This is a genomic window from Mesobacillus subterraneus (assembly GCF_023715485.1).
In the GTDB taxonomy this organism is placed as follows: Bacteria; Bacillota; Bacilli; order Bacillales; family Cytobacillaceae; genus Mesobacillus; species Mesobacillus subterraneus_B.
In genome coordinates, this window is record NZ_JAMBOF010000010.1 from 1 (window position 1) to 23,043 (window position 23,043).

Below are 23,043 nucleotides of genomic sequence, written 5' to 3' on the forward strand. Positions count from 1 at the left end.
GATTTAGGTTAAACTGTAATTGAGTCATAATTAATTCCTCCACATTGTTTTCGTCGCTGATAACATTGTTGACTAAAGGAATTAATTTGACTCATTTTCTTTTTACACAATTATATGGGCTTAATCCATTTCCTCACCTAACCGGGCACATTTCTCTTCTTTATGTGCCCCGTTTCTACATTTCCTCACCTAACCGGGCACATATGACTTCTTTATGTGCCCCGTTCCTACATTTCCTCACCTAACCGGGCACATATGACTTCTTTATGTGCCCCGTTTCTACATTTCCTCACCTAACCGGGCACATATGACTTCTTTATGTGCCCCGTTTTTCTCATTGCAACAAGTTTCAGGCACATAAACCCCTCTACTTAATAACCGGATCAACTCCACACGCAAGAACTCCAAGCGCGGCCTGGCGCTCGTTCCATGTCATTGGCGGAAGCTCGCTCTTCAGCTCGACCATATCGATCGCGCCATCAACCGGGCAAACAATCGAGCAAAGATTACAGCCGACGCAATCCTCTTCGCGCACCTTCAGATAGCTGTTTCCACTCGCATCCTTCAGCATATCGATACATTGATGCGAGGTGTCTTCACAGGCAATGTGGCACTTATTGCAGTTGATGCATGTATCATTATTGATCCTGGCGACAATCTTATAATTCAAATCAAGATCGCCCCAGTCAGAGTATTTATGAACAGACTTGCCGACCAAATCCATCACCGAAGCAATTCCTTTTTCATCAAGGTAATTGTTCAAGCCCTCAATCATGTCCTCAACAATCCGGAAGCCGTGGTGCATCGCAGCGGTACACACCTGCACTCCAGTTGCACCCATCAGCATGAATTCAACAGCATTCTGCCAGTTCGAGATGCCGCCAATTCCGGAAATTGGCACATTAATACGAGGATTACGAGCACATTCGCCTACCATATGAAGAGCAATCGGCTTTACCGCCGGTCCGCAATATCCTCCGTGCGCGCCTTTTCCGCCTACATGCGGCACGGTATCCCATGTATTGATATCCACTGCGGCCAGACTGTTAATCGTATTGATCATACTGATAGCATCGGCTCCGCCTGCAACCGCTGCTTCCGCTGTCACGGTAATATCCGTGATATTCGGAGTAAGCTTGACGATAACTGGAGTCTGCGCCACTTCTTTAACCCAATATGTCTGCTTCTGCACGAGCTCAGGCACCTGGCCTGAAGCAGCACCCATGCCACGCTCTGCCATCCCGTGCGGACAGCCGAAGTTCAGCTCAAGTCCGTCAACTCCAACATCCTCAACGCGCTTCACAATCTCATGCCACTTTTCCTGCTTAGGCTCGACCATCAGTGAGGCAATAATTACGTGATTCGGGAACTTCTTCTTCGTTTCATAGATCTCTTTTAAATTCACTTCAAGCGGGCGATCAGTGATCAATTCAATATTGTTAAAGCCAGCGACTTTTTGACCGTTAAAGCTAACTGCCGCAAAGCGAGAGGAAACATTCAGGATTGGATCGCCAAGCGTCTTCCAAACCGCACCGCCCCAGCCAGCTTCAAAGGCGCGCTGCACCTGGTAGCCCGAGTTGGTTGGAGGAGCAGAAGCTAACCAAAACGGGTTCGGTGACTTAATTCCTGCCAAATTGATACGTAAATCTGCCATACTCTTACCTCCCTTTGTCTATTAGGCTATTTCCGGAACTGTACTGGACACGAGCTGGTGAATCGCATAAGCCGTATCTTTTCCTTGTTGGGCTGCTGACACGACCATGGCTTCTCCCTGTCCCTTTCCAAAAATCACATCGCCACACGCAAACACTTTCTTATTCGACGTTTGATACGTCTCAGGGTCAATCTTCACGACACCACCCTGGTGATCCAAGCCAAACTGCTCAAGCAGTCCAACGTATCTCGATTGCCCAATCGCCTTGATCACTGCATCAACTTCTAAATCGAATTCCGAACCTTCCAGCGGCACTGGGCGACGGCGTCCATCGTCACCAGGCTCCCCGAGTACCATTTTTACACATTCAATCGCCTTTACTTTTCCATTTTCATCACCAATAATCCTCACAGGAGCGGTCAGCCAGCGGAATTCAACGCCATCCTGCTTGGCGAATTCATATTCAAAATCGTAAGCTGTCATCTCTTCAACCGTACGGCGATACAAGATCTTCACGTTCTCAGCTCCAAGCCGCACCGAGCAAGTCGCACCATCAATCGCGGTATTTCCGGCGCCGATGACTACGACTTTTTTGCCTAAAAATTGATTGTCAATCGGTTTCGTTTTTGTCGCCTTTACGAAGTCGATCGCGTCATACACACCATCCAAATCTTCCCCAGCAATGCCAAGGTCCGGCACCTTTGACATCCCCACAGCTAAAACAACGATGTCATGCTGGTCCATGATTTCATCAACAGAAACGTCAATTCCGACTCTAGTATTCGTCCGGATCTTCACGTCGAGACTTTCCACCTGCTTCACTTCCCAGAAGGAAACGCTCTGCGGCAGCCTGAACGAAACAATTCCGTACGTGTTAAGTCCACCCGCTTTTTCCTCAGCCTCGAAAATCGTCACATCATAGCCGAGCAATGCCAGCTCCCGTGCAGCCGATAATCCAGCAGGCCCACCACCGACAATCGCAACCGTTTTTCCATTCTTCTCGCCAGCCCGGAATAACACTTGATCATTCTTGATTGCCCAATCAGTCGCATACCGCTGCAGATTGCCAATCATGATCGGCTTTGTGGAATGATTCAGCACACACGCTCCTTCACAAAGCTCCTCAGTTGGGCAGACGCGCGAACAGCTTGCACCAATCGGGTTCGCTGTCATAATCGTCTTAGCAGAGCCCTTAAGGTTTCCGGATGCAATTTTTTTAATGAAGGTCGGGATATCAATTCCAGTTGGACACGCCTGAATGCACGGGGCATCGTAACAATACAAACAACGATTAGACTCCTCATACGCCTCCTGATTCGTCAGTCCTGGATGCACTTCCTGAAAATTCATTTTTAAATCGTCATATGAAATTTTCGAGAGATTTCCTTTACTCATCAAACGAACCCCCTTCTGATAAAATCGTAAACAGGGCTTTACGTCTCCTTATGTAAAGCCCTTTTATGAAAAAGTTATTTTCTATGGTAAAAGTGCCGTCATTTCTTCATACGTTTCAGGCCTGCGATCACGATAAAATTGCCATGTATCACGGACTTCCCTGATCAATTTCTTATTCATTTCGCCAATGATGACCTCATCCTGGTCACGGCTGCCCATCGCCACAAAATTACCGCGCGGGTCAACGAGATACGACTGGCCATAAAACTCGCCCATATTCCAAGGGCCTTCCGTGCCAACACGATTGATCGCGCCAACATAGTATCCATTCGCAACGGCATGGGCAGGCTGCTCAAGCTTCCATAGATATTCGGACAAGCCAGCGACAGTCGCTGAAGGATTCAGGACAACCTCGGCTCCCTTCAATCCTAGTAATCTAGCACCCTCAGGGAAATGGCGGTCATAGCAAATATAGACTCCAACCTTGGCAAAGGCTGTGTCGAATACCGGGTATCCCAGATTGCCTGGCTTGAAGTAATATTTCTCCCAGAATCCGCATCCCTGATCTCCAACGCCGACATGCGGGATGTGCTGCTTTCGGTATTTTCCTAGATACGATCCATCTGCATCAATCACCGCTGCAGTATTATAATAGGTAGCAATTCCTTCCCGCTCATAAATAGGAAGCACAATGACAACGCCCAATTCCTTTGCCAGATCCTGAAACAGCTTAGTCGTCGGTCCGTTTGGAATCTCTTCTGCGGCGTCATACCATTTTGAATTTTGCTCCGAGCAAAAATATGGCCCATAGAAAATCTCCTGCAGACAAATGATCTGGGCACCTTTATCCTTCGCTTCCCTGACCAACTTGATATGCTTCTCGATTGCCTTTTCCTTATGAACTTCTACCGGCTCATTCCCATCAACATCATTAGAAGCCTGGATAAGACCAATTTTTACTTTGTCCGACATTTAAGGTTCCTCCTTCTATAAAAAAAAGATAGTGAAGATGTCGTATTTTGTAAGCGCTTACAACAATCCTGAGTAAGCGACATTTTTCTTGGTGTAAAACAAGTATGTACTCTAAAACTCTCCTTTCGTTTGTTTTCTGAATAATTAGAAACTTAAGTATATTTTACTTTTTTGCCTTTTCGTTTGCACTATACACAATGTTAAAAAATGTACAGCAATCACTAAGCATTTTGTAAGATATGCTAGTTATTAAACTTGGTATTCCAATTTTTTCATTTTGAAATGGTTCAATGATTGTTTTGGTAATCTCAGATATCTGCTCTTATAATATATTTGAAGTCTTTTATTAATCAGTAAGGTTGTGAAGAGCATTGGCCGAAACGAAGAATCGGAAGGTTGCTGTGTGCTGGAGCAGTGGGAAGGATGCCTGCCTTGCTTTATATCGCATGTTAAAAGAAAACAAGAATGTCGCCTGTTTACTATCGATGGTCTCAGAAAAAGATGAACGAAATCATGCACATGGCATCAGATTGGAAATCCTAAAATCACAAGCTGAAGCGTTACAGATTCCCTTAGTTTTAGTCGATTCCGCTGGCAATTATGAGGAATCATTGATCAGAGCATTAACTAAGCTCAAAGAGGAACTAGGCATAACGGAAATTGCATTTGGCAGTTTGTATTCGCAGGAGGACCGAAAATGGAATGAAGAAATCGCTAATAAAGCAGGACTTCATCCTATATTTCCGGTTTGGATTTCGCCTGAAGAATCACTCAAACTTCTTGATGAGTTCATATCACTTGGCTTTTCGGCGGTCGTTTGCCGTGCTTCTGAAAAGCATTTTGATTCATCATGGGCTGGCAGATATCTAGACAGCAGCTTATTCGATGAAATTCAAAAGCTTGATCTATGTGTAATGGGAGAATTGGGTGAATACCACACATTCGTATTGGATGGCCCTATTTTTCATAAAAAAGTGAACTTGATTAAGTCTGGCGTTGTTCTGAATTCTGGACTTTGGTCACTGGATGTCCAACAATGCCAGTTGGTTGATAAAGGGTAAGTCAGCAAAAAGCCAGGAATCTGCTGATTCCTGGCTGCTTTAATCTTTATTCACCCTTCAATAGCGGTATATCCACCTTAACGCCCAGTCTGTTGAGGAGTTTCCCCAGTGTCTCCAGTCCAGATTTCGGATTGATTTTCGTCTCAAGGTAATAGATTTCCCCTGTGATCTGAGATTCATAGGTATGCATCTGCGTGAAATGCCTTTGATCAGGATGGATCGGTTCAAGGGCGATGGCATACCGTTTGCCGCTGTCGGTTGAACCCAGGATCACGCCCTCTTTGACCAACTCATGCAATGGCAGTTGGCGCTCTTCGATCCACTTCAACGCTTCTTTCCAGATCGAAGGAACACTCTCCCCGCGGATCACGGCCTGCGTATTTCCAAGCGTAACGTTTACAAACAGCGATTCCCACTTCTTATAGCTCTTTTTGTCTTCGCTAAAACTCTCATCTGCACTCGCAATCGCTTTTTCATTCAATTTCGCCTTCAGCTGTTCAAAAAGCTTCTCAACCGTCCCAACACCGACGTTTTCATATTTTGCTAGAATAACAAGTTCTTTCGGAAGCTGGCCGACCGTTTCGATCTGGTCTTCATTCAGCTGTCTTAATAGACTTGGAATCCCTGTGAATTCCACAGCAGTAAGCGGAACTTTGGACAGCTCTTCCGTCACAACGATGTGATTTGCCTTGTAAAAGAAGAACAATTCACCTTGACGTTTCAATGTCAGATTTCTCCGAGCTTTTTCCTCTTCGATAAAGTTCCCAAGCTCTTCGAAAAATTGCTCATCGTTCTTTTCGCTGTAACGTTTTACATTTTTATGAAGGCCTTCAAGGTTGCTTGGCAGCTCGCTCATGATCCGCGCCTCCTGTTCGGCGCCAAGGCGAATCAGGAAGGTTTCCGACTTATCGAATCGCTGCGGCAATAGAAATGCATCACGAAGGAAATAAGGAATCTCCAGCGACCTTCCTTTATAACTGATCGTTCGGATCGGTGTAAAACCAGGCGTTTCCTGAGCTTCAATTACAGGAGCAGCCACTGCAACCGCCACTTCTTCCTTGGCCTGAATCTCAGCAGCATTTGGAATCGGATTTCTCAACAGCTCCTCCAATCCCTTCAGCCTGACCTCAAGCTCGGTCATATCGAACACTTTCTCCACCTGCGGCGATGGATCCTGGTACTCTGGCACCACGACATCCACAGGACCGTATACCTCAACATACCATTTCACAATGCTGTACAACGCTTCCCATGATAAAAGCGCCTCAGAATAACGGAACATCCGTGCATCATGCGCCGCCTGGTTCCCCAATCTCCGCACCAAATGCAGCGCATCGCGGATCTCCGGAATCAGGTATCCCTGATCATTCAGCAAATCCAGCCTTTCCTTCAAACCAGTCCGCGGATCCTCTTTTATCTCTTCCGCCTTAATGACCTGCTGCAGGATATTTTCAATAAAAACCCTTGAATGAGTCAGCATCGTTCTCGGGCTGGTAAAAACACTATTCTCCAATTCCTTCGCAACAAGCGCAAGCTCCTTGGAAATCGGCTCTAAAAATTGATAAAAATATGTATTTGTATTCATACTGAATCCCCCGATTGTAATCTATCTAATAATCCATCCATTTTACCATATAAATAGATGGATTTTCCCTTTAACCGGAAAATGGCAGACACTGGTTCTCCATGTGTCTGCCATTTGAAGTTATTTAAACTTTAAGCTGTTCTTCAATTTCTTCTTCTCCTATACCAATGTATTTAACCCTTTTCTCAGGTATAGACACACGGTAGGTTACAATTCCAGCCTCAGCAATTTCTTTCAAGAAATTAACAAATGGGAGAGAAATATTAGCGATTGCCTCAAGGACCTTATTTCCATTAAATTGATCTGAAATAATCAGACTTACTTGGGAATCTGTTTTAAACTCCGAATGGACTCCTCCATACGTCGCTTGACCCGTAGCAACTTCTATTTCGTATTCATTAATGCCTCTTCGGGACAATTCTTGTAAGAATTCAGAAAAACTTAACTCGTTGTTACTTCTTCTGCGGATAATTTCTTGAAACTCACTTTCTGTTATATTGTCATTCATATATATACCTCCCTTTAGAAGTAATTCTTATAGATCTCTTTATCATAATTCTAACCTTGGAGGTACTTCTTATTCTTATCTTAATCCAATCATTCAACTAACCCGTCCAGGTAGTTAAAAAAGGACATTCTATTATAGCTTTTATAAACGATTCCACATTTTCAAGACAAAAGGTCTTAATCCGTTCTGTATCCTTATCTTTTAACATTTCATAAGTCATCTATTTATTGTAAATTTTTCTTCATAAGAGAGGCTACTTGTAGATTATCATGTAGCAGTGTGTTTTCTAAATTGTTGATGATCATTTCTTGTCGTTGGGCCGGGTGGTTTTGGCTTAATTTCGCTTTTGCTTCAACTTTTGTGATTTTTATTTTAAACGGGACAATTCCTTTAGTCATTCCTTTGATAACACCAGGGTCTACATCGTTTAAATTGTAGGTGCTATCAGGCTTTTCATATTTATTGACCAAATCATTTAAAGAATCTAATATAACTTTTTCATCTTCAATGATTTTTACTTTTCCGTATACATGGACCGCCACATAATTCCAGGTAGGTACAGCCTTGTTTGTTTCATACCAGGAAGGTGAAATATAACAGTGGGGACCCTGGAAAACCACTAGAGTTGCTTGATTCTCTATATCCTTCCACTGTCCATTCGGCCGTGCAAAATGACCATATAAGGCATTTTCATCTTTTTTTAACAGCAATGGCAAATGAGTAGCGCAAGGTTCACCATTGTACTGAGAATATAAAGTCGCAAAGCTATACTTTTCAATAAAATCATAAATTGTGTCTTGATCCTCGATTTTAAAATGTTTAGGTATATACATAAACCATTCCACCTTGAATTAAATATTTCCTCTCATTAAAAAATTCAACATATTCCAGGGAATTCCTTTCCTTCAGTTTATTGAAATTACATAGTTATATTCATTAATGGACAGGCATATTGTGTAAAAGTAACTTCAATCAAGGGAGTAAATATCATTTGAAACAAATAATCGTATTTTCAGGTCTTATGTTCCTCTGTATTTATTTGGTTTTCACCAATACTCCAGCTTCTCAGAAAACCGCTAACATCGAATCTATAGAAACAGATGCCAGTGTTCAAAATAATCCGGAAACAAGTGAGGATGTTTTGGAGTTCATCGTGCCTGAATTAGAATATATTCATGAAGAAGACCAAGACGAAGAAGTGGATGGTTATATCGTTGAAACCTACAGAGAGTATGAAGTCTACAAGGATAAAGACGGCAACATATTAAAACAAGTACCTACATCAAACTTTGACTATATTAGATATAAAAAATACTGAATGGTAGATCTATAGTGAACTTTTTTTGGCAAAGGTAAGTTATCTTTGTCTTTTTCTATTTCTGACAAAAGATAAAATGATCATCAGAATTCCAAACGTGCAGATGATCACAACGATATCCTCGCAGCCACAACACGCCGTTGATTTTCCTAAGGTAAAATCCTTTTGGAAAATCATCATCTTCAGTCAGGACCTCCGATGCTACTGTGATGGAGCCTGACGGAGCCTGGTTTTGATTGAAAGAATCCCCCGAATACCCTTCAGGCTGATCCAGATACTCAAGTCTAAGATATGGCCCCAGTTCTAGCGGACACAATTCCAAACCAAGTTCCTTCGCTTTTGCAAAGATTCGTGTCATAGTAGCTCCTTCAGGAAAGCCCAGGTCACCAACGGAAAGTTCGACCGTCTGAAGGCTATATTTAATCTCAGAAGTCATAAATCTATCATCATCCAACAACTTCTCACCATATTCATTCATCATGATAAAGGATTGCTGCAATTTCTCAATTAACTGCGTTTTCGTCAATCCACAAATCTCTACAGTTCTATGTCTAAATGAACCAAGCCCTGTTTTTTTGCTTTCGAAATTCATTGATACTCACTCCCTTCATCTTTTTCCATAGAATGAAAATATTATTACCTATTATTTTAATAAAGTGTTTATGAACTCCTATGTCTTTAATTAACCGGCTTGGTTTTAGAACATATTTCACAATCTACAATTGTATTTCTATATAAATGTTCCATTTCCTTTAATCTTGATATTGCGAACTACCTTTAATAATTTTATTTTTCAAATCCAGTACTTTCCCAATAAAAAAATCCCTCGACATCTCGAGAGATTTTCCCATCATGCATATTGAATTCCGGCGGCTTTAACCTTATTGATATCCCCGGAACTGCAAGGTGTGACGCCGTAAGTCATCCCGCAGCTCGGGCAGTTTGTAATCACGGTTTCCATCGCGAACATCTCACCGCATTCACACGCGATCTGATGTGCAACACGCGGCTTTATCTTTTCTTTACCTTTGCTCTTCACATGGTCAACAATTGCTTTGCCATCTTCTAATCTAGAACATCCACAGCTCATGAAAAAACTCCTTTATGACTTAATTAACACTATTACCATAGCATAAAGGTTTCAGAAAGCTGTATAGCAAATGTCACACCTGGCGATCGACTTTTTCAAGGAACTCCCCAATCACCTGCAGATACTCCTGAGGTTCTTCCACATATGGCATATGCGCACTCTCCTCAAACACATGGAGCTCAGCTCAGGGCACTTTATCCTCTTTTTGATATTTTTTTAATAAGCAAATTTTTATTGCATCAGACTTAATTTTAAATAAAGTTGATATTAGCACTAAGAATCTTACACAAGCTCTTGAGCTTTTGCTTCAGAGGTTGCTGCCCATTTGACACCATTGATGATGACCTTTTGTATTTCTTTATGGTGATAAGTTGGGAAGGTTTCGTGTCCTGGGCGGAAGTAGAAAATCCGACCCTTTCCTCGTTTGTAGGTACATCCACTCCTGAAAACTTCTCCTCCAGAGAACCAGCTGATAAAAATCAGTTCCTCCGGTTGTGGGATTTCAAAGCGTTCTCCATACATTTCTTCGTTTTCAAGCTCAATCACTTCACTGATTCCTTCGGCAATAGGATGGTTTGGTTCAACTACCCAAAGGAGTTCCTTGTCATCTGCCTCCCTCCATTTAAGACCACAATCGGTGCCCATAAGCTCCCGGAAGATTTTTGAATAGTGGGCTGAATGCAAAGCGACCAGGCCCATACCATCATGTACTCGTTTCTTTACCTTATGGACAACCTCGTCAGAAACCTCATCATGTGCAAGGTGTCCCCACCAAACGAGGACATCGGTATTTTCCAAAACTTCTTCTGTTAATCCATGCTCAGGTTCATCAAGTGTTGCTGTCTTTACTTCAATTCCTGCATCTTGAAGAAATTGCTGAATGGTTCCATGAATCCCATCAGGATAAATTTCCTTTACTTTTTCGTTGTGCTGCTCATGTCGAAACTCATTCCAAACGGTGACCTTCATCCTTAACCCCTCCCAAAATTATTTAATGACAATCCTTCTGCCCTTTGCAGCCGAATCCATGATGGCATCTATTACTTGTTGTACTTGATATCCTTCCTCAAAGCTGGCAATCCGCGATTCACTTTTTCCTGTTATGTGATCAAGCCATTTCCACACTTCATTTCTTGTGGAAATCCGCCATGGACGGAATTTCCGTTCTTCAGCCTTTGATGATAATTGGAATGAATCAGTTCCCTTTCCTAACTGAATCTCCTCCCAGCCTTTGCCTTTTTCAGCAAAGAAAAGAGATATTCCAAGCTCGGCAGCAATTAAGTGGATGCTGCCTTTGCTCCCATGCAGCTTGATTTCGATTGTTTGTCCCTTGTTTCCCTGAATTGCGATCCAGCTTGTACGGAATACAGAATGAAAGCCAGAGGAAAACTTCCCTATAAAAACGACAGAATCAGCAGCTTGATTCCCTTCCGCAAATTCAGTCAACTCAGGCGTTGAATCCCGCTTAAGGAAATTCGCCATCGCCATGACTTCCACAAGCTGATCATCAACAACTTCCTGTGCAAGATCGATAAGATGGGATCCAAGGTCCTGAAGTATGCCTCCTATGCCTCCAGTATCTCTTTGCCCCCTCCATCCTGGCGGGCCATTCAAACCATAATCACCCGAATATTCAAAGCTGCCCTCCAGGACTGTTCCTAATTTCACTTCACGCAAGAATTCCCTTGTTTTTTGTACACCTGGATTTTCGCGGTAAGTGAAATTTACTCCAGCCGTTATGCCCTTATCACGGGCAGCTGCAACCATTACTTTTGCTTCTTCGCCATTGAGTGACATCGGTTTTTCGCACATAACATGTAAACCTTTTTCGATGGCATATAAAGAAATATCTTTGTGTGAGTCATTTGGAGTTATGATACATACTCCATCAAGTTCCGCATCATCGATCATTTTCTTATAAGAGGAATAAGACTCTTTAATAGAATATTTTTCAGCCATTCTTCTGGCACTCTCGCCGTTTTTGCTGCAAATTGCCTTTATGACAGCGTCAGGATGCTCGTTAAGTACTGGCAAATACCAAAGATCAGCAAACCAGCTTGCACCTATGACTCCGATATTTACCTTATTCCCCATTTTACTCTGCTCCTTAAATGTTATATTTGTTGCATCTTCCCTGACTTTGAGGATTCAATAACCGCTTCAAGCACCTTCTGATTTTCATAACCATCGTAAAAGGAAGCGATGTATTCCTGATTATTGCCTTGGAGATAATCTAAGAAACTTTGAATTTGATTTAATTTAAATTCCTCTGGGATCGTGTTTTTTGTAAATTTGGCATCAGTATGCTGGGCATCTTTGAGGCAAATGTCTATTTCATCCGGTCTTTCAGAACAAACATTGATGGTTCCAAGATCACCACAAATGGTCAGTTCAAGATGGTTCCCAAAGCCGATTGCATTTCGGGATGTCAAGAAGCTCCCGATTGCACCGTTTTGAAAAACTGCCAGAAAGCTTGTTAAATCATCAACATCCACTGCCTTTGTACCGTTCCCGGATGCGTTGCTTCGTTCTGGAATGATCGTTTGCATGATGGCGCTTACCGATTCCAGTTCACCAACCAGGAACCTCGCGCTGTCGACCATGTGCGAACCTAAATCCCCTAGCGCTCCTGATCCGGACATTTCTTTGCTGAAACGCCAGCTATGGGGAACCTGAAAAATGGCAGATCCCCATTCCTGCAAGTATTGAACAGATACATGGCGGACCGCCCCCAATTTTCCGCCCTCCAACAGCTTTTTTGCATATCTGAAAGAAGGAACGTATCTGTACGAAAAGCCAACCATACAAGGTATTGGGTTTTCCTTATAAAGCTTTTCCAGCTCATCAGCTTCCTTGAAGTCAACAGTGAATGGTTTTTCCGTCAGGACCGGCTTTCCGTAAAATATGCATTCTTTCAATATCTCTGCATGATACTTGTTAGGCACAATTGAGATTACGGCATCAACATCCGGATCCATAATCAGGTTCTTAAAGGTCGTGTATCCCTTTTCCGACGGGATAATGTATTGCTCACACTTCGATTTCACCAATTCTTCATTCACATCACATAGTGCGGTGATCTTGACATTTTCAAGCTGTGACAACAGCAAAAAATGATAATTTGCCATACCGCCCAATCCGATAAGACCAAATCTTGTTACCTCATTTACCTTCATTTCGACCCCTCCATATTAGCTACAATTAAAGATTACTCCATCTAATAGGCGTTTAGTTCCTAAAAATGAAAACGCTTAACATAATGCACCAACTTTTGAAAATAACACACTTTCCATAGCTTTCCATTGGATGAGCCTTAACAAAGAACACCTATAGTCTTTTATCATTATGAAATTAGACTGTTGATTTCCGCTCCAGGCACTCGCTTTCCGCGGGGCGTCAGGTGAGCCCGCAGGAGTCGAGTACCCTCCGCTCCAATCAACAGGTGCTTTAAATCTAATTTGATCTTTAATATAGCCAACATAATAAAAGAACGGCGAATATATTCGCCGTTCCTCCCAATTTTTTGTCGTCCCATTTTTCATGCTAATCTAAAAAAGCAAAGATCATTTTAACAGATATACCCTGGCTTCATAAGGGCGCAATGTAATGGAATCAATCCTCTGTTCATCATCTAATTCATAATTGCTGATCAGCAGCTGATCCTCTTTGAAAGCAATCTGCTCTGGCAAAGTAAATGGCGCATCTTCAGAAGAGAAGTTTAAAATGACCAGCAATTGTTCCTCCCCTAATTTCCGGGTATAAGCATAAATTTGTTCATGATCAGGTACAATCAAATCGTAAGTTCCATAGACAATGATTTCGTGCTCTTTTCGAAGCTTGATTAATTTTTGATAGTAATAAAAGATGGAATTTGGGTCTTCCAGTGCTTTTTCAGTATTGATATCTATAAAGTTTGGATTGACCTTGAGCCATGGAGTACCTGTAGTAAATCCGGCATGCTCACTGCCATCCCACTGCATTGGCGTCCTGGCATTATCCCTTGCCTTTTGATAGATTGCCTGCATGACCTGGTCAGCATCTTCTCCGCCCTCTATCACTTTTTCACGGTACATATTTTTGATTTCAAGATCATTGTAGTCATCTATCGATTCAAACTGGACATTGGTCATCCCGATTTCTTCACCCTGGTAAATATAAGGTGTTCCCTGCATTGTATGAAGGAAGGTACCTAGCATTTTGGCTGACACTTCCCTGAAATTTTGGTCATCTCCAAAGCGTGACACCATTCGCGGCTGGTCATGGTTGTTTAGATAGAGGCTGTTCCAGCCTTTGCCTTCCAATTCTTTCTGCCATTTCGACATGACTTCCTTCAGGTCCGCCAGCTTCCAGGGCTTAACATCCCATTTTCCTCCAGGGCCTGAGTCCAGATCCATATGCTCGAAGGTAAAAATCATGTTTAATTCCGTGTTCTCATTATTTGCATACTTTGCAGCTTCCTCAGTTGTAGCTCCAGGGCCTTCACCGACAGTTATAATGTCATATTTGGACAGGACTTCCCGGTTCATCTCTTGCAGGTACTCATGGACACGGGGACCGTTCATAAAATATTCCCCGCCCCAGTCATAACGCTTGCCGCCTGGTGCGGATGGCAGTCCATCTACCTTGGATATTAAGTTGATGACATCCATCCGGAATCCATCGACACCTTTTTCCAGCCACCAGGTCATCATGTCATAGACTTCCTTGCGTACTTTAGGGTTCTCCCAGTTCAAGTCAGGCTGCTTCTTGCTGAAAAGATGAAGGAAATATTCATCTGTGTTTTCATCATATTCCCATGCAGAACCGCTGAAAAAGGAAGTCCAGTTATTTGGTTCCTGGCCATTTTGTCCAGGACGCCAGATATAATAGTCACGGTAAGGATTATCCTTTGACTTGCGTGATTGGATAAACCATTGGTGCTCGTCAGATGTATGGTTCACTACCAGGTCCATCATCAATTTCATCCCACGATTATGCATTTTCTCAATCAATTCGTCCCAATCGGAAAGGGTGCCAAATTCATCCATGATGTCCTGGTAATCACTGATGTCATATCCATTATCATCATTTGGTGATTTATATACTGGTGATAGCCAGATGACATCAACACCCAGATTTTTCAGGTAATCCAACTTTGAAATGATCCCTTGTATATCTCCGATCCCGTCTCCGTTACTGTCCATGAAGCTTCGTGGATATATTTGATAAACAACCGCTTCTTTCCACCATTTCTTCTCCATTTTCAACCCTCATTTCTTCAAAATCTGGTCTATTTCTTTGGAAGCAAGGTCCAGGGCAGCCTGGGCATCCATATTTCCAGACAAAAAAAGCTCGAAGTATTTTGTATAAATTTTTTCGACCTGATCCCATTCGCCGATAGGAGGCCGAAGGAAAGAATCATTAATTCCTTCTAAATAAGCTCTATAATAGGGAAATTCCTGATAGACTTTCTCAAAGTCGACATCCTTATTGGCCGGGATAAGCCCTGTGGTGCTCATGAGCTGCTGTGCTTGTTTGTCTGACATCCATTTAACGAATTTCCACGCAATGTCAGGATTTTTAGCTCCTTTCATGATGACAAGGTTTTCTCCCCCGATGACCGAGCCTTTCCCGTTCGTGACAGGAAAAGGAGCAGTCACTAACAACTTATCTAGTCGGGCGCGCTCTTGAGTTGACTTGATACTGTAAAACCATGGGCCTTCATCAATGACAAAGTATTCTCCACTCAGGACACCCTCCCAGATTTGGGGAGATCCTACTAACAGCTCCGGGGTCATTTTTTTGGCCATATATAAATCTTTCATTTTCATTGCAGCCTTAATACTTTCTTTGCTGTTAAAATATCCTGATGTTTTTTTAAAATCCGGACTGAAGAATTCCCCTCCAAAACCATAAAAATATGGCAGGCTTTGCCATGGGGTGACGCCAGACATCCCAATTTTATAATCATTCTTTTCGATAATGTCCAATAGTTCCTCCATCGTTTCGGGAGGCTTGGACAAGCCTGCGAGCTGGAGCAGATGCTTGTTATAGATCGCTGCTTTTGTATTCGTATTCAGAGGCATGCCATAATACTTTCCGCCAGCATTTACTGCTTTCAGTGCTTCATACCGCATTTGAGCCTTTACTTCATGAAAACCTTCATAATCATTCAAAGGCAGGACCAGTCCCAATTCAATAAACTTGGGAATCCATGCTATATCCATCCTCACCACATCAGGGTCTTTGCCAGAGGATGCTCTTGCTATCAAAGCAGATTTTAACTGGTCATTGTGCGATTGCCTTACAGTCCGCACATCAATACCTGGATTTTGATCCTCAAATATAGGGATTAAATCATTCTCAAATACCTTGGTCTCCTCCTCGCTGTACGTATGCCATACAATGAGTTCCTGTACCTGAGTTTGCACATTCTTCTTAACCGGCTCTTCCTTGTCTATGATCGAGGAATCATCGCAGCCAGCAAGAAACAATCCAACTATTAATAATACGGTACCCTGTAAGAACTGTTTCACTTTAATCCATCCTTTTGTTCAAGCTTTCAGTCCTGTAATCGACCGGTGAAAGTCCCGTTAATTTCTTAAAAACCTTGCTGAAGTATTTGACATCACGGAAGCCTGACTTTTCAGCCACCTCGTATACTTTCAGCGATGTCTCTTTTAATAGCTCTCTTGCTTTATTAACACGAAGCTCAATTACATAATCAATGAAGTTTTTAACTTTGAATCGTTTAAAAATTATGCTGAAATAGTTACGGCTTATATGAATATGGTCAGCCACTCTCTGAAGGGTTAATTCTTCAGTATAATGCTTATGAATATAATCCAGGGCTTTGTCTACCAGTTCATTGTCAGTAGAAACCTTCTTTTTGTTCTCAAGAATGAGATCATCAAAATCAATGATATCCTGCCTGAATTGGCTGATTAGCTCACTCAAGGTTTCCGCTGACTCCATTCCTCTGCATCTTTCTACCAGAATGTTGATACTAACCTGATTCATATAGAAGTTCGTTAACATATGACAGGCATCATTTTTGATTGCTTCTTCACTGTACAGACCGCTATCCCATAAGCCAGTTCTTTCTTCGAACAGCTCAGTTAAATCATCACTGTCTTCCATGTTTAGAGAAGGCATTGTATTGCTTTTAATCGTAGTTTTTGATGGTTCGACCTGGAAAATCTGCCGCTTTTCATCAAAAAACTTTTCTCCGCATGCCTCTTCAAGAAGCAGATAGGATTCCTTTATGGAATCGAGATTCGTTCCTGGCATGTAACTGAAAGAACAATCAATCTTAGTCTCCTGTTCTATTTCCATTTTCAGTTCCTCAACAATTTGCAGTCCATGCCGTTCATCACCCAGCAGGAACAGCATTTGCGAGTCACCAATTGGGAAACAGACTCGATTCGATTGATTTTTATAAAACTGTGTCTGGATTTCATCCAGTATAAAAGATTTGAATAACCCGCCGAACTCTTCTTCAATTTGTGAAAGGTGATTCAATTCCATATAAACGATTAAAGATTTCCCCTTCAGCCAGTCAGGGAAATCTCCCGATTCTAACTGCTGCCCGGAAAGAATGGCCCTCTTAATGCTGTTTTCCATCTGCCGTCTCTCTTCAGCAAGCCGGGTTTCGGTAATTTCACCTAGTTGTTCTTCTATACTTTCTTCCTGCTGGATTTTTTCAACCGTTTTTCGGATCAACTGGACAAAATCCTTCGGTTCGAGAGTTGGCTTAAGGACGTAGTCTATGGCTCCAAGCTTTAAGCCTTCCCTGACAAAGTCAAAATCATTATAGCTGCTGACCAAAATGACTTTTAAATTCGGAAATTTGGATTTGGCCTTCTTCATTAAAGTAATGCCGTCCATTACTGGCATTTTTATATCTGTGATCAAGATATCAGGGTGATACTCTTCCATTGCCGACAGTGCTTCTTCCCCATTTGGGTAGTCACCAACGAGCTTTAGTCCCTCTGCATCCCAGTCAACGGAAGCTTTTAAACCAAAGCGTATAACTGGTTCGTCATCTACAATAAAAACATTATACATGGTGGCATCAGCCCCTAAGTTTTTGTTTAAGGATTAACGTTATTTCTGTACCTTCACCAAAAATATTGATATTTACTATTGAATCATTTGAAAAATAAAGCCGTACAGAATCGAAAACATGCTTTAATCCGATACCAATATAAGAATTATTCTCCTGGGATTTAATCTGCTTCAATTGTTCTTCCTTGATCGGAATGCCATTATTCCTGATCCTGATTTCAACACCATCATCAATTGAAATTCCGGATATCCAGATTACCCCTTCTTTTCCCGTTGGCACAATTCCATGAAAAATGGCGTTCTCAACAATCGGCTGCAGAAGCATCTGCGGGATTGGAAATTTACGGACATCGTCATGTACATTCAGTTTAAGACGGAACTCCTGATCATATCTGATCTCCATAATATCAATGAATTTCTGAATGATATCCAGTTCTTCATCCAACGTGACAAATGTGCCCTTTTTACCCATATTCGCTTCAAGCAATCGAATCAATGCTGTAAAAGCAGTATTCGCTTTTTCCAGCTGGTTGAATTTAGTCAGCCAGCGAATGGTGCTTAAGGTATTGAATAAAAAGTGAGGATTGATCCTGTGCCGGACCGCCCTAAGTTCAGCCTCTTTTTTTTCCTTTTGTTCTGTTGTCACCTGGTCCATGAGATGGTCAATCTGGTTGATCATCCTATTGAATTGCAAGCTCATAATCCCGATTTCGTCAGATGACTGAACATTGGCCCGTACGTTAAAGTTCCCTTCTCCAGCGAGTTTCATCTGTTCTGTCAGCGTATTGACAGGCTGTGTAACACGTTTGGCCAATGCCCATCCAATGATGATCGCAATCATAGTAAAGAAAATAGAATAAAAAAGGGTTATGTTTTTGAACTTGTTCAATTCTCCAGTAATTTCATTGATCGGGACGACTCCGACAATTTTCCAGCCATTATTAAGATCCTGCTTAACGCCATAATATTTTTTGCCTTCCAATTCATACTCAAACTCCATCGTCTCATCTTGGACAAGCTTTTGGAATAACGAACGATTTTGAACTGGTTTGTTGATTTTTTCAATATCATCGTCGACCATCACATTTCCTTTTTCATCGATGATAAAAAAGTGGCCCGTTTTCCCTAATTGGATTTGGGATATTTTATTAAGGATACTTTCACCATCCAAATACACTTGAATGAAAGCGATGTTTTGAAGATTATTGAAATCCTTCATCACCCTGGTGGTTGGAAGAATAAGCTGGATATTTTCACCGGCACCGCTAAAACGGTCATATTCCAGTCCATTCCAGATAATGGCTCCATCTTTTTTCAAAGATTCACCTTTCCACGATAAATGATCCAAATCATATTTCGAAAGCTTATACATTGAAAAAGTACCGCTTCCCCAGCTCATCCCATCTTCCTTTATGATATAAATCCGTTTCACAAAAGAACTGGACAAAGTATTCAAGTTCAGCATTTGCGTGATATATTCATTGTTCCTATTCCGGTCAAGATTGTTCAAATCAGGGTCAAGATCTTTTTTAACAGCCTGCTGAAGCTGTTCATTTCCATACATGATATCGGACAGGTCTTTGCCGGTTGAAAAAATATGGGAAATGGAATCAGCAGCTTGTTTTGTTATTTGGATAGAAGATTCACGCACATTTTTCTTGATTACCTCAGAAGAAGAAATATAAAAGAAAACGCTGATAAAAATGGTCGGGATCAAGATTACGACAAGCATTGTCAGAACTACCCTGGTTGCAAAGTGCCTTATGAAAAATTTCTTTCCCATTACTTGATCCCTCTTTAACACCATTATTTTTTGTATTCAAGAACCACCATATCCCAGTACTTTAAAGAAGGGAGCGTGACTGTAACCTTGCCATTCTTTTGTTTGAAATCCAAATCTATTGCTGAACCATTATAATAATCAGGTGATGCCAGCCAGGCATGTTCCACTTCCCTGTCGGAGTAGATCTCCACCTCTATATTTTCCTGTTCCCCTGGTTCATGTTGTGTTCCATCGGTATCCCGCCATGCCATCGAAACCGCATCAGTGAAGTTGATGAAATGGACGACCGTTTTCCCCTCTTTTTCCTTTGCAAAGCCCCAGATACTTCCTTGCTTTGGTTCCGGAGAAATGTTTTGCCCGCCAATCTCTATATCTGAATCTTTCACTTGATCCCGGAGAATATTTTGATAGGCTGTCAGGAAGTCATAGTAACGAACCAAGGCCCTATCTAGATTTTCTGGTATTTTCAGGTTTTTATGAGGAAAGTACTCTTTGGAAAGCATGTTCTCCCCCAATTCGAGGTGGGAGCCCCCGGAAGCAAAAATAACAGCGTTTGTCATCAGTACACCTGGTGGATTGAATTCCCCTTTAGAATTTGAGAGATCGTAATTCATATAAGCAGCCAGGACTGTATTTAATTTCCCTTTGCTCAGGCTGCTGTTCTGGTCAATGACATCCTTTAAGTGCTGATATGTGGAATGCGAGTCCCAAAGCTCTGAATATAGGAATTCTACTGGAGCCTTCGCAGCTATTTGGATTTGGCCAAATTGGGAAACTGCATTCATAACAAGCGGTACATCAAGCTCTGATTTCGCCTTCTCTAAAAATGTGATATAGGAGGAGACAAGGTCAGCCTTTTCACCATCATAGTTCCATAGGGTTCCTCTATCCCCCAGCTGGTCAACATGCCATCCATCAAATTCCAGTTTTTCAAACACTTCCATTTCTTTCTCCAGCAAAAACTCCTGCCAGCCAGGATTAGATGGATCATATAAATAAATATCACTAGCCCAGTTGTCCGGCAGTGGATGCATGTCCTGTTCTTCGTGGAAAGGGTCTTTGAAAAGGCCCCATTCCTTCTTTACACCCTCTTTTTCGGCATTTTCATAGGCTCCGAACAATAGGTTGTAATTCATCACCTTCATGTTTTTTTCATGCGCCAGGTCAATATACCCTTCAATTGTATTCCTGTATACTTCGCGGTTCGCTATATCCGGCCAACTTTCTGAAAGCTGCCCATTTTCGGTTTTCAAAGGCTTTTCATGCTTGTACTGCCAGTCGTAAAATTGAATTCCATTGATGTGGAACCTATTTAATCTATCGACTACTTTTTCTTGTTCAGCTTGATCTATTTCATAGAAATCTGCCAGATAGCCATAGCGTGGAAATTTTGTCCATTCCGACGATACATCTACTGCTATATTAGCATGGTCAAGAGGTTTTTCACCATCCTGCAAGAAAACCTCCACCATGTAACCTTTAAAGTCGTCTTTGGGCGGTGTCCACTCCCAGGAAATCTCATTCTCTTTAATTTTAATTTCTTCCTCTTCGATGGTTTGATTAAGGTGCTTGTATACTACTCCAAGCTTTGCGTTCTCTTTGTTTTCCTTTAATTCCAAGGTAAACGCTACTTTATCACCCGGATTGTACAGAGCTTTATCCGTATTCAAATCAACAAGCCATTTTCCATCTTCGATCTTTTCCGAGAGGACCATGCTTTCCTTTGTACATCCCGTAAAGATCGAAACTCCCAGTAAGCAGATTGCTGCAACTGTTAGTAAACGAGACTTTTTCATACCTTCCACCTGCCTTCCATTGTTTACCCTTTTACGCTTCCTTCGTTCATGCCACCTTGTACGAACTTCTTCTGGAATATGATATAAATGATGATGACAGGAAGAATCGCAATGATGGATGCAGCGAAAATCCATGACCAGTTGCTCGCATATTTCCCCTGGAACATCATAAGGGCGATTGGCAATGTCCTCATCATTTCATCCTTGATGATCGTCAGTGCGACAAAGTATTCATCCCACGTTCCGGAAAAGGCAAAGATCGCCATTGTTCCAAGAGCCGGCTTCGATAATGGAAGGTAAATATTCCAGAATATCCTCCAGTTTCCCCCTCCATCCATTACGATCGATTCGACCAATTCCTTTGGTACTTTTTCAAAAAAGCCTCTGAGGAAGAAAGTGGAACCAACGATACCGCCCCCGATATAAATCAACCAGAGCCCGTAGTAAGTATTGACAAGACCAAGTGATTTAACGACCGTAAATTGAGGTACGATTGCCAATACGAGCGGAATCATCATCGTGAAAATGAATACACGGAAAATGAATTCCTTGAAAGGAAACGTAAAACGGACAAACGCATAGGCTGTGAGTGCTCCAAAAAACACACTGCCTACTGTTGCAACCCCTGCCACCAGTAAACTATTAAGGAAGAATCGAAAGAAATTATTTTTCGTCCATACAACCTCGTAATTATCAAGGTTTGGAACTGCGGAGAATACTTCGCTCGGTCTTGGCAGTGAATATGCTCCCTTGACAAAGGTGGTTAAAATCATATAAATAAACGGAGTGATAAAGACGAGGACTCCTAAAATCAGGATCATATAGACGATTACTTTAGCTATTGGATTTGTTTTCATCTTCCACCCTCCTTATTCATCCGTATTTTTTCCTAATTTCTTTTGTTGCGCAAGAGTGATCAAGAAAATTGTCAGTCCCATCATTACACTGAGAGCTGATGAATAACCAAAGTTAAAATTGTTAAACGCTTCTTTATAAATCATGCTCTGCAGCACTTCGGTCTGTCCCATTGGGCCCCCGTTTGTGATGAAGTAAACCTGCGGAAAAATATTGAATGCACCCATAACAAGGTTTATAAGGACAAACGCGGTAATTGGCCTAAGCTGCGGGATTGTAATATAGCGGAAAGTTTTGAATCCATCCGACCCGTCAATCGCTGCTGCTTCATAAATATCCTTCGAGATTCCCTGAAGTGCAGCCAGATAAATGACAACTGTCCAGCCGACTGTTTTCCAAATATGGAACAGCCAGATTACAACCATTGCAGTCCACTGGTTTTGCAGCCAGCTGATCGGTTCATTGACAAGACCGGCTTTTAAAAGCATAAAGTTAATAAGCCCGCTGTCCCCATCAGCGAATAAGTAACGGAACAAAAAGGCCACAACAATCCATGATGTTATGATTGGGAGATAATAAAGCGTACGGAAAGTAATCTTATACTTTACAAAGTGCAAATTGATCAATACAGCGAAAAACAAGCCGAAAAACCAGTTGACCGGTACTGTTACCAATGTATTGAGGATTGTATTCCTGACGGCATATTTGAAATTTTCATCTTCAAATGCACGCATATAATTCTCAAGCCCGACGAACGGACTTTCTGCCCCAGGCATGATGTTATAATCCTGGAAGCTCATGATAACCCCTTTGATGAGTGGAAAAATGACAAAAACACCGGCCCCAAGCAAGCCTAAAAACAGAAAAGGAAATACTTCCCGCCACTGCTTTAACCCTTTTTTAAATCTGACTGAAAAAGGATCCTTTTCGATATTGATTTCTGGATGATTGGTTTCCTTTACAGGTAACATTGTGGAGCC

20 protein-coding genes are annotated in these 23,043 nt (G+C 41.9%); 2 read left to right on the top strand and 18 right to left on the bottom strand.

The window, feature by feature from the left end; all coding sequences use genetic code 11:
• Window positions 1–367: 367 nt before the first annotated feature.
• The 3 genes from preA to M3204_RS15230 all read right to left on the bottom strand — a co-directional run bounded on the left by preA (window position 368) and on the right by M3204_RS15230 (window position 4,021).
• Entirely contained in the window at window positions 368–1,654 is a 1,287-nt protein-coding gene (gene preA / locus M3204_RS15220; protein WP_251483250.1) for an NAD-dependent dihydropyrimidine dehydrogenase subunit PreA, read from the bottom strand.
• Between the two features lie 21 nt (window positions 1,655–1,675).
• Window positions 1,676–3,049: an NAD(P)-dependent oxidoreductase gene (locus tag M3204_RS15225; RefSeq protein WP_251483251.1), complete on the bottom strand. Its 1,374-nt coding sequence runs from the start codon at window positions 3,047–3,049 to the stop codon at window positions 1,676–1,678.
• A gap of 81 nt (window positions 3,050–3,130) precedes the next feature.
• Entirely contained in the window at window positions 3,131–4,021 is an 891-nt protein-coding gene (locus tag M3204_RS15230; RefSeq protein WP_251483252.1) for a nitrilase-related carbon-nitrogen hydrolase, read from the bottom strand.
• A gap of 371 nt (window positions 4,022–4,392) precedes the next feature.
• On the opposite strand from M3204_RS15230, the gene M3204_RS15235 reads away from it, so the two are divergent.
• Window positions 4,393–5,082 carry a diphthine--ammonia ligase gene (locus M3204_RS15235; protein ID WP_251483253.1) on the top strand — a complete coding sequence of 230 codons (690 nt, stop codon included), beginning with the start codon at window positions 4,393–4,395 and terminating at the stop codon, window positions 5,080–5,082.
• 46 nt (window positions 5,083–5,128) lie between these two features.
• Here the strand turns inward: M3204_RS15235 and M3204_RS15240 are convergent, their stop codons facing one another.
• The 3 genes from M3204_RS15240 to M3204_RS15250 form a co-directional block, all read right to left on the bottom strand.
• On the bottom strand, window positions 5,129–6,667 hold the full coding sequence (locus M3204_RS15240) for a DUF4145 domain-containing protein (protein ID WP_251483254.1): 1,539 nt from the start codon (window positions 6,665–6,667) through the stop codon (window positions 5,129–5,131).
• 124 nt (window positions 6,668–6,791) lie between these two features.
• Entirely contained in the window at window positions 6,792–7,175 is a 384-nt protein-coding gene (locus M3204_RS15245) for a DUF1398 family protein (RefSeq protein ID WP_251483255.1), read from the bottom strand.
• Window positions 7,176–7,399: 224 nt separating this feature from the next.
• Window positions 7,400–8,008, bottom strand: a complete 609-nt coding sequence (locus M3204_RS15250) for an FMN-binding negative transcriptional regulator (RefSeq protein WP_251483256.1) — start codon at window positions 8,006–8,008, stop codon at window positions 7,400–7,402.
• Window positions 8,009–8,166: 158 nt separating this feature from the next.
• On the opposite strand from M3204_RS15250, the gene M3204_RS15255 reads away from it, so the two are divergent.
• Window positions 8,167–8,493: a hypothetical protein gene (locus tag M3204_RS15255; protein ID WP_251483258.1), complete on the top strand. Its 327-nt coding sequence runs from the start codon at window positions 8,167–8,169 to the stop codon at window positions 8,491–8,493.
• A gap of 55 nt (window positions 8,494–8,548) precedes the next feature.
• On the opposite strand, the gene M3204_RS15260 is transcribed toward M3204_RS15255, so the two are convergent.
• The 12 genes from M3204_RS15260 to M3204_RS15315 all read right to left on the bottom strand — a co-directional run bounded on the left by M3204_RS15260 (window position 8,549) and on the right by M3204_RS15315 (window position 23,034).
• Window positions 8,549–9,085, bottom strand: coding sequence for a helicase (locus M3204_RS15260; RefSeq protein WP_251483261.1), 537 nt, complete (start codon window positions 9,083–9,085; stop codon window positions 8,549–8,551).
• A gap of 258 nt (window positions 9,086–9,343) precedes the next feature.
• Window positions 9,344–9,583: a hypothetical protein gene (locus tag M3204_RS15265; protein WP_251483263.1), complete on the bottom strand. Its 240-nt coding sequence runs from the start codon at window positions 9,581–9,583 to the stop codon at window positions 9,344–9,346.
• Window positions 9,584–9,865: 282 nt separating this feature from the next.
• On the bottom strand, window positions 9,866–10,552 hold the full coding sequence (locus tag M3204_RS15270) for a ThuA domain-containing protein (protein WP_251483266.1): 687 nt from the start codon (window positions 10,550–10,552) through the stop codon (window positions 9,866–9,868).
• A gap of 18 nt (window positions 10,553–10,570) precedes the next feature.
• A complete protein-coding gene (locus M3204_RS15275; protein ID WP_251483268.1) occupies window positions 10,571–11,677 on the bottom strand; it encodes a Gfo/Idh/MocA family protein in 1,107 nt (368 codons plus the stop codon).
• Between the two features lie 20 nt (window positions 11,678–11,697).
• Window positions 11,698–12,759, bottom strand: coding sequence for a Gfo/Idh/MocA family protein (locus M3204_RS15280; RefSeq protein ID WP_251483270.1), 1,062 nt, complete (start codon window positions 12,757–12,759; stop codon window positions 11,698–11,700).
• Window positions 12,760–13,146: 387 nt separating this feature from the next.
• Window positions 13,147–14,823 (bottom strand): glycoside hydrolase family 13 protein, encoded by a 1,677-nt coding sequence (locus M3204_RS15285; RefSeq protein WP_251483271.1) that lies wholly within the window; start codon window positions 14,821–14,823, stop codon window positions 13,147–13,149.
• A 9-nt stretch (window positions 14,824–14,832) separates the two neighbouring features.
• Window positions 14,833–16,098 (bottom strand): extracellular solute-binding protein, encoded by a 1,266-nt coding sequence (locus tag M3204_RS15290; RefSeq protein WP_251483273.1) that lies wholly within the window; start codon window positions 16,096–16,098, stop codon window positions 14,833–14,835.
• Window position 16,099: 1 nt separating this feature from the next.
• A complete protein-coding gene (locus M3204_RS15295; RefSeq protein WP_251483275.1) occupies window positions 16,100–17,629 on the bottom strand; it encodes a response regulator transcription factor in 1,530 nt (509 codons plus the stop codon).
• 7 nt (window positions 17,630–17,636) lie between these two features.
• Window positions 17,637–19,412, bottom strand: coding sequence for a sensor histidine kinase (locus M3204_RS15300; RefSeq protein WP_251483282.1), 1,776 nt, complete (start codon window positions 19,410–19,412; stop codon window positions 17,637–17,639).
• 23 nt (window positions 19,413–19,435) lie between these two features.
• A complete protein-coding gene (locus M3204_RS15305; RefSeq protein WP_251483284.1) occupies window positions 19,436–21,208 on the bottom strand; it encodes a glycoside hydrolase family 66 protein in 1,773 nt (590 codons plus the stop codon).
• A 23-nt stretch (window positions 21,209–21,231) separates the two neighbouring features.
• Complete coding sequence (locus M3204_RS15310) at window positions 21,232–22,065, bottom strand: carbohydrate ABC transporter permease (RefSeq protein WP_251483286.1); 834 nt, start codon at window positions 22,063–22,065, stop codon at window positions 21,232–21,234.
• 12 nt (window positions 22,066–22,077) lie between these two features.
• On the bottom strand, window positions 22,078–23,034 hold the full coding sequence (locus tag M3204_RS15315) for a carbohydrate ABC transporter permease (protein ID WP_251483288.1): 957 nt from the start codon (window positions 23,032–23,034) through the stop codon (window positions 22,078–22,080).
• Window positions 23,035–23,043 lie beyond the last annotated feature (9 nt).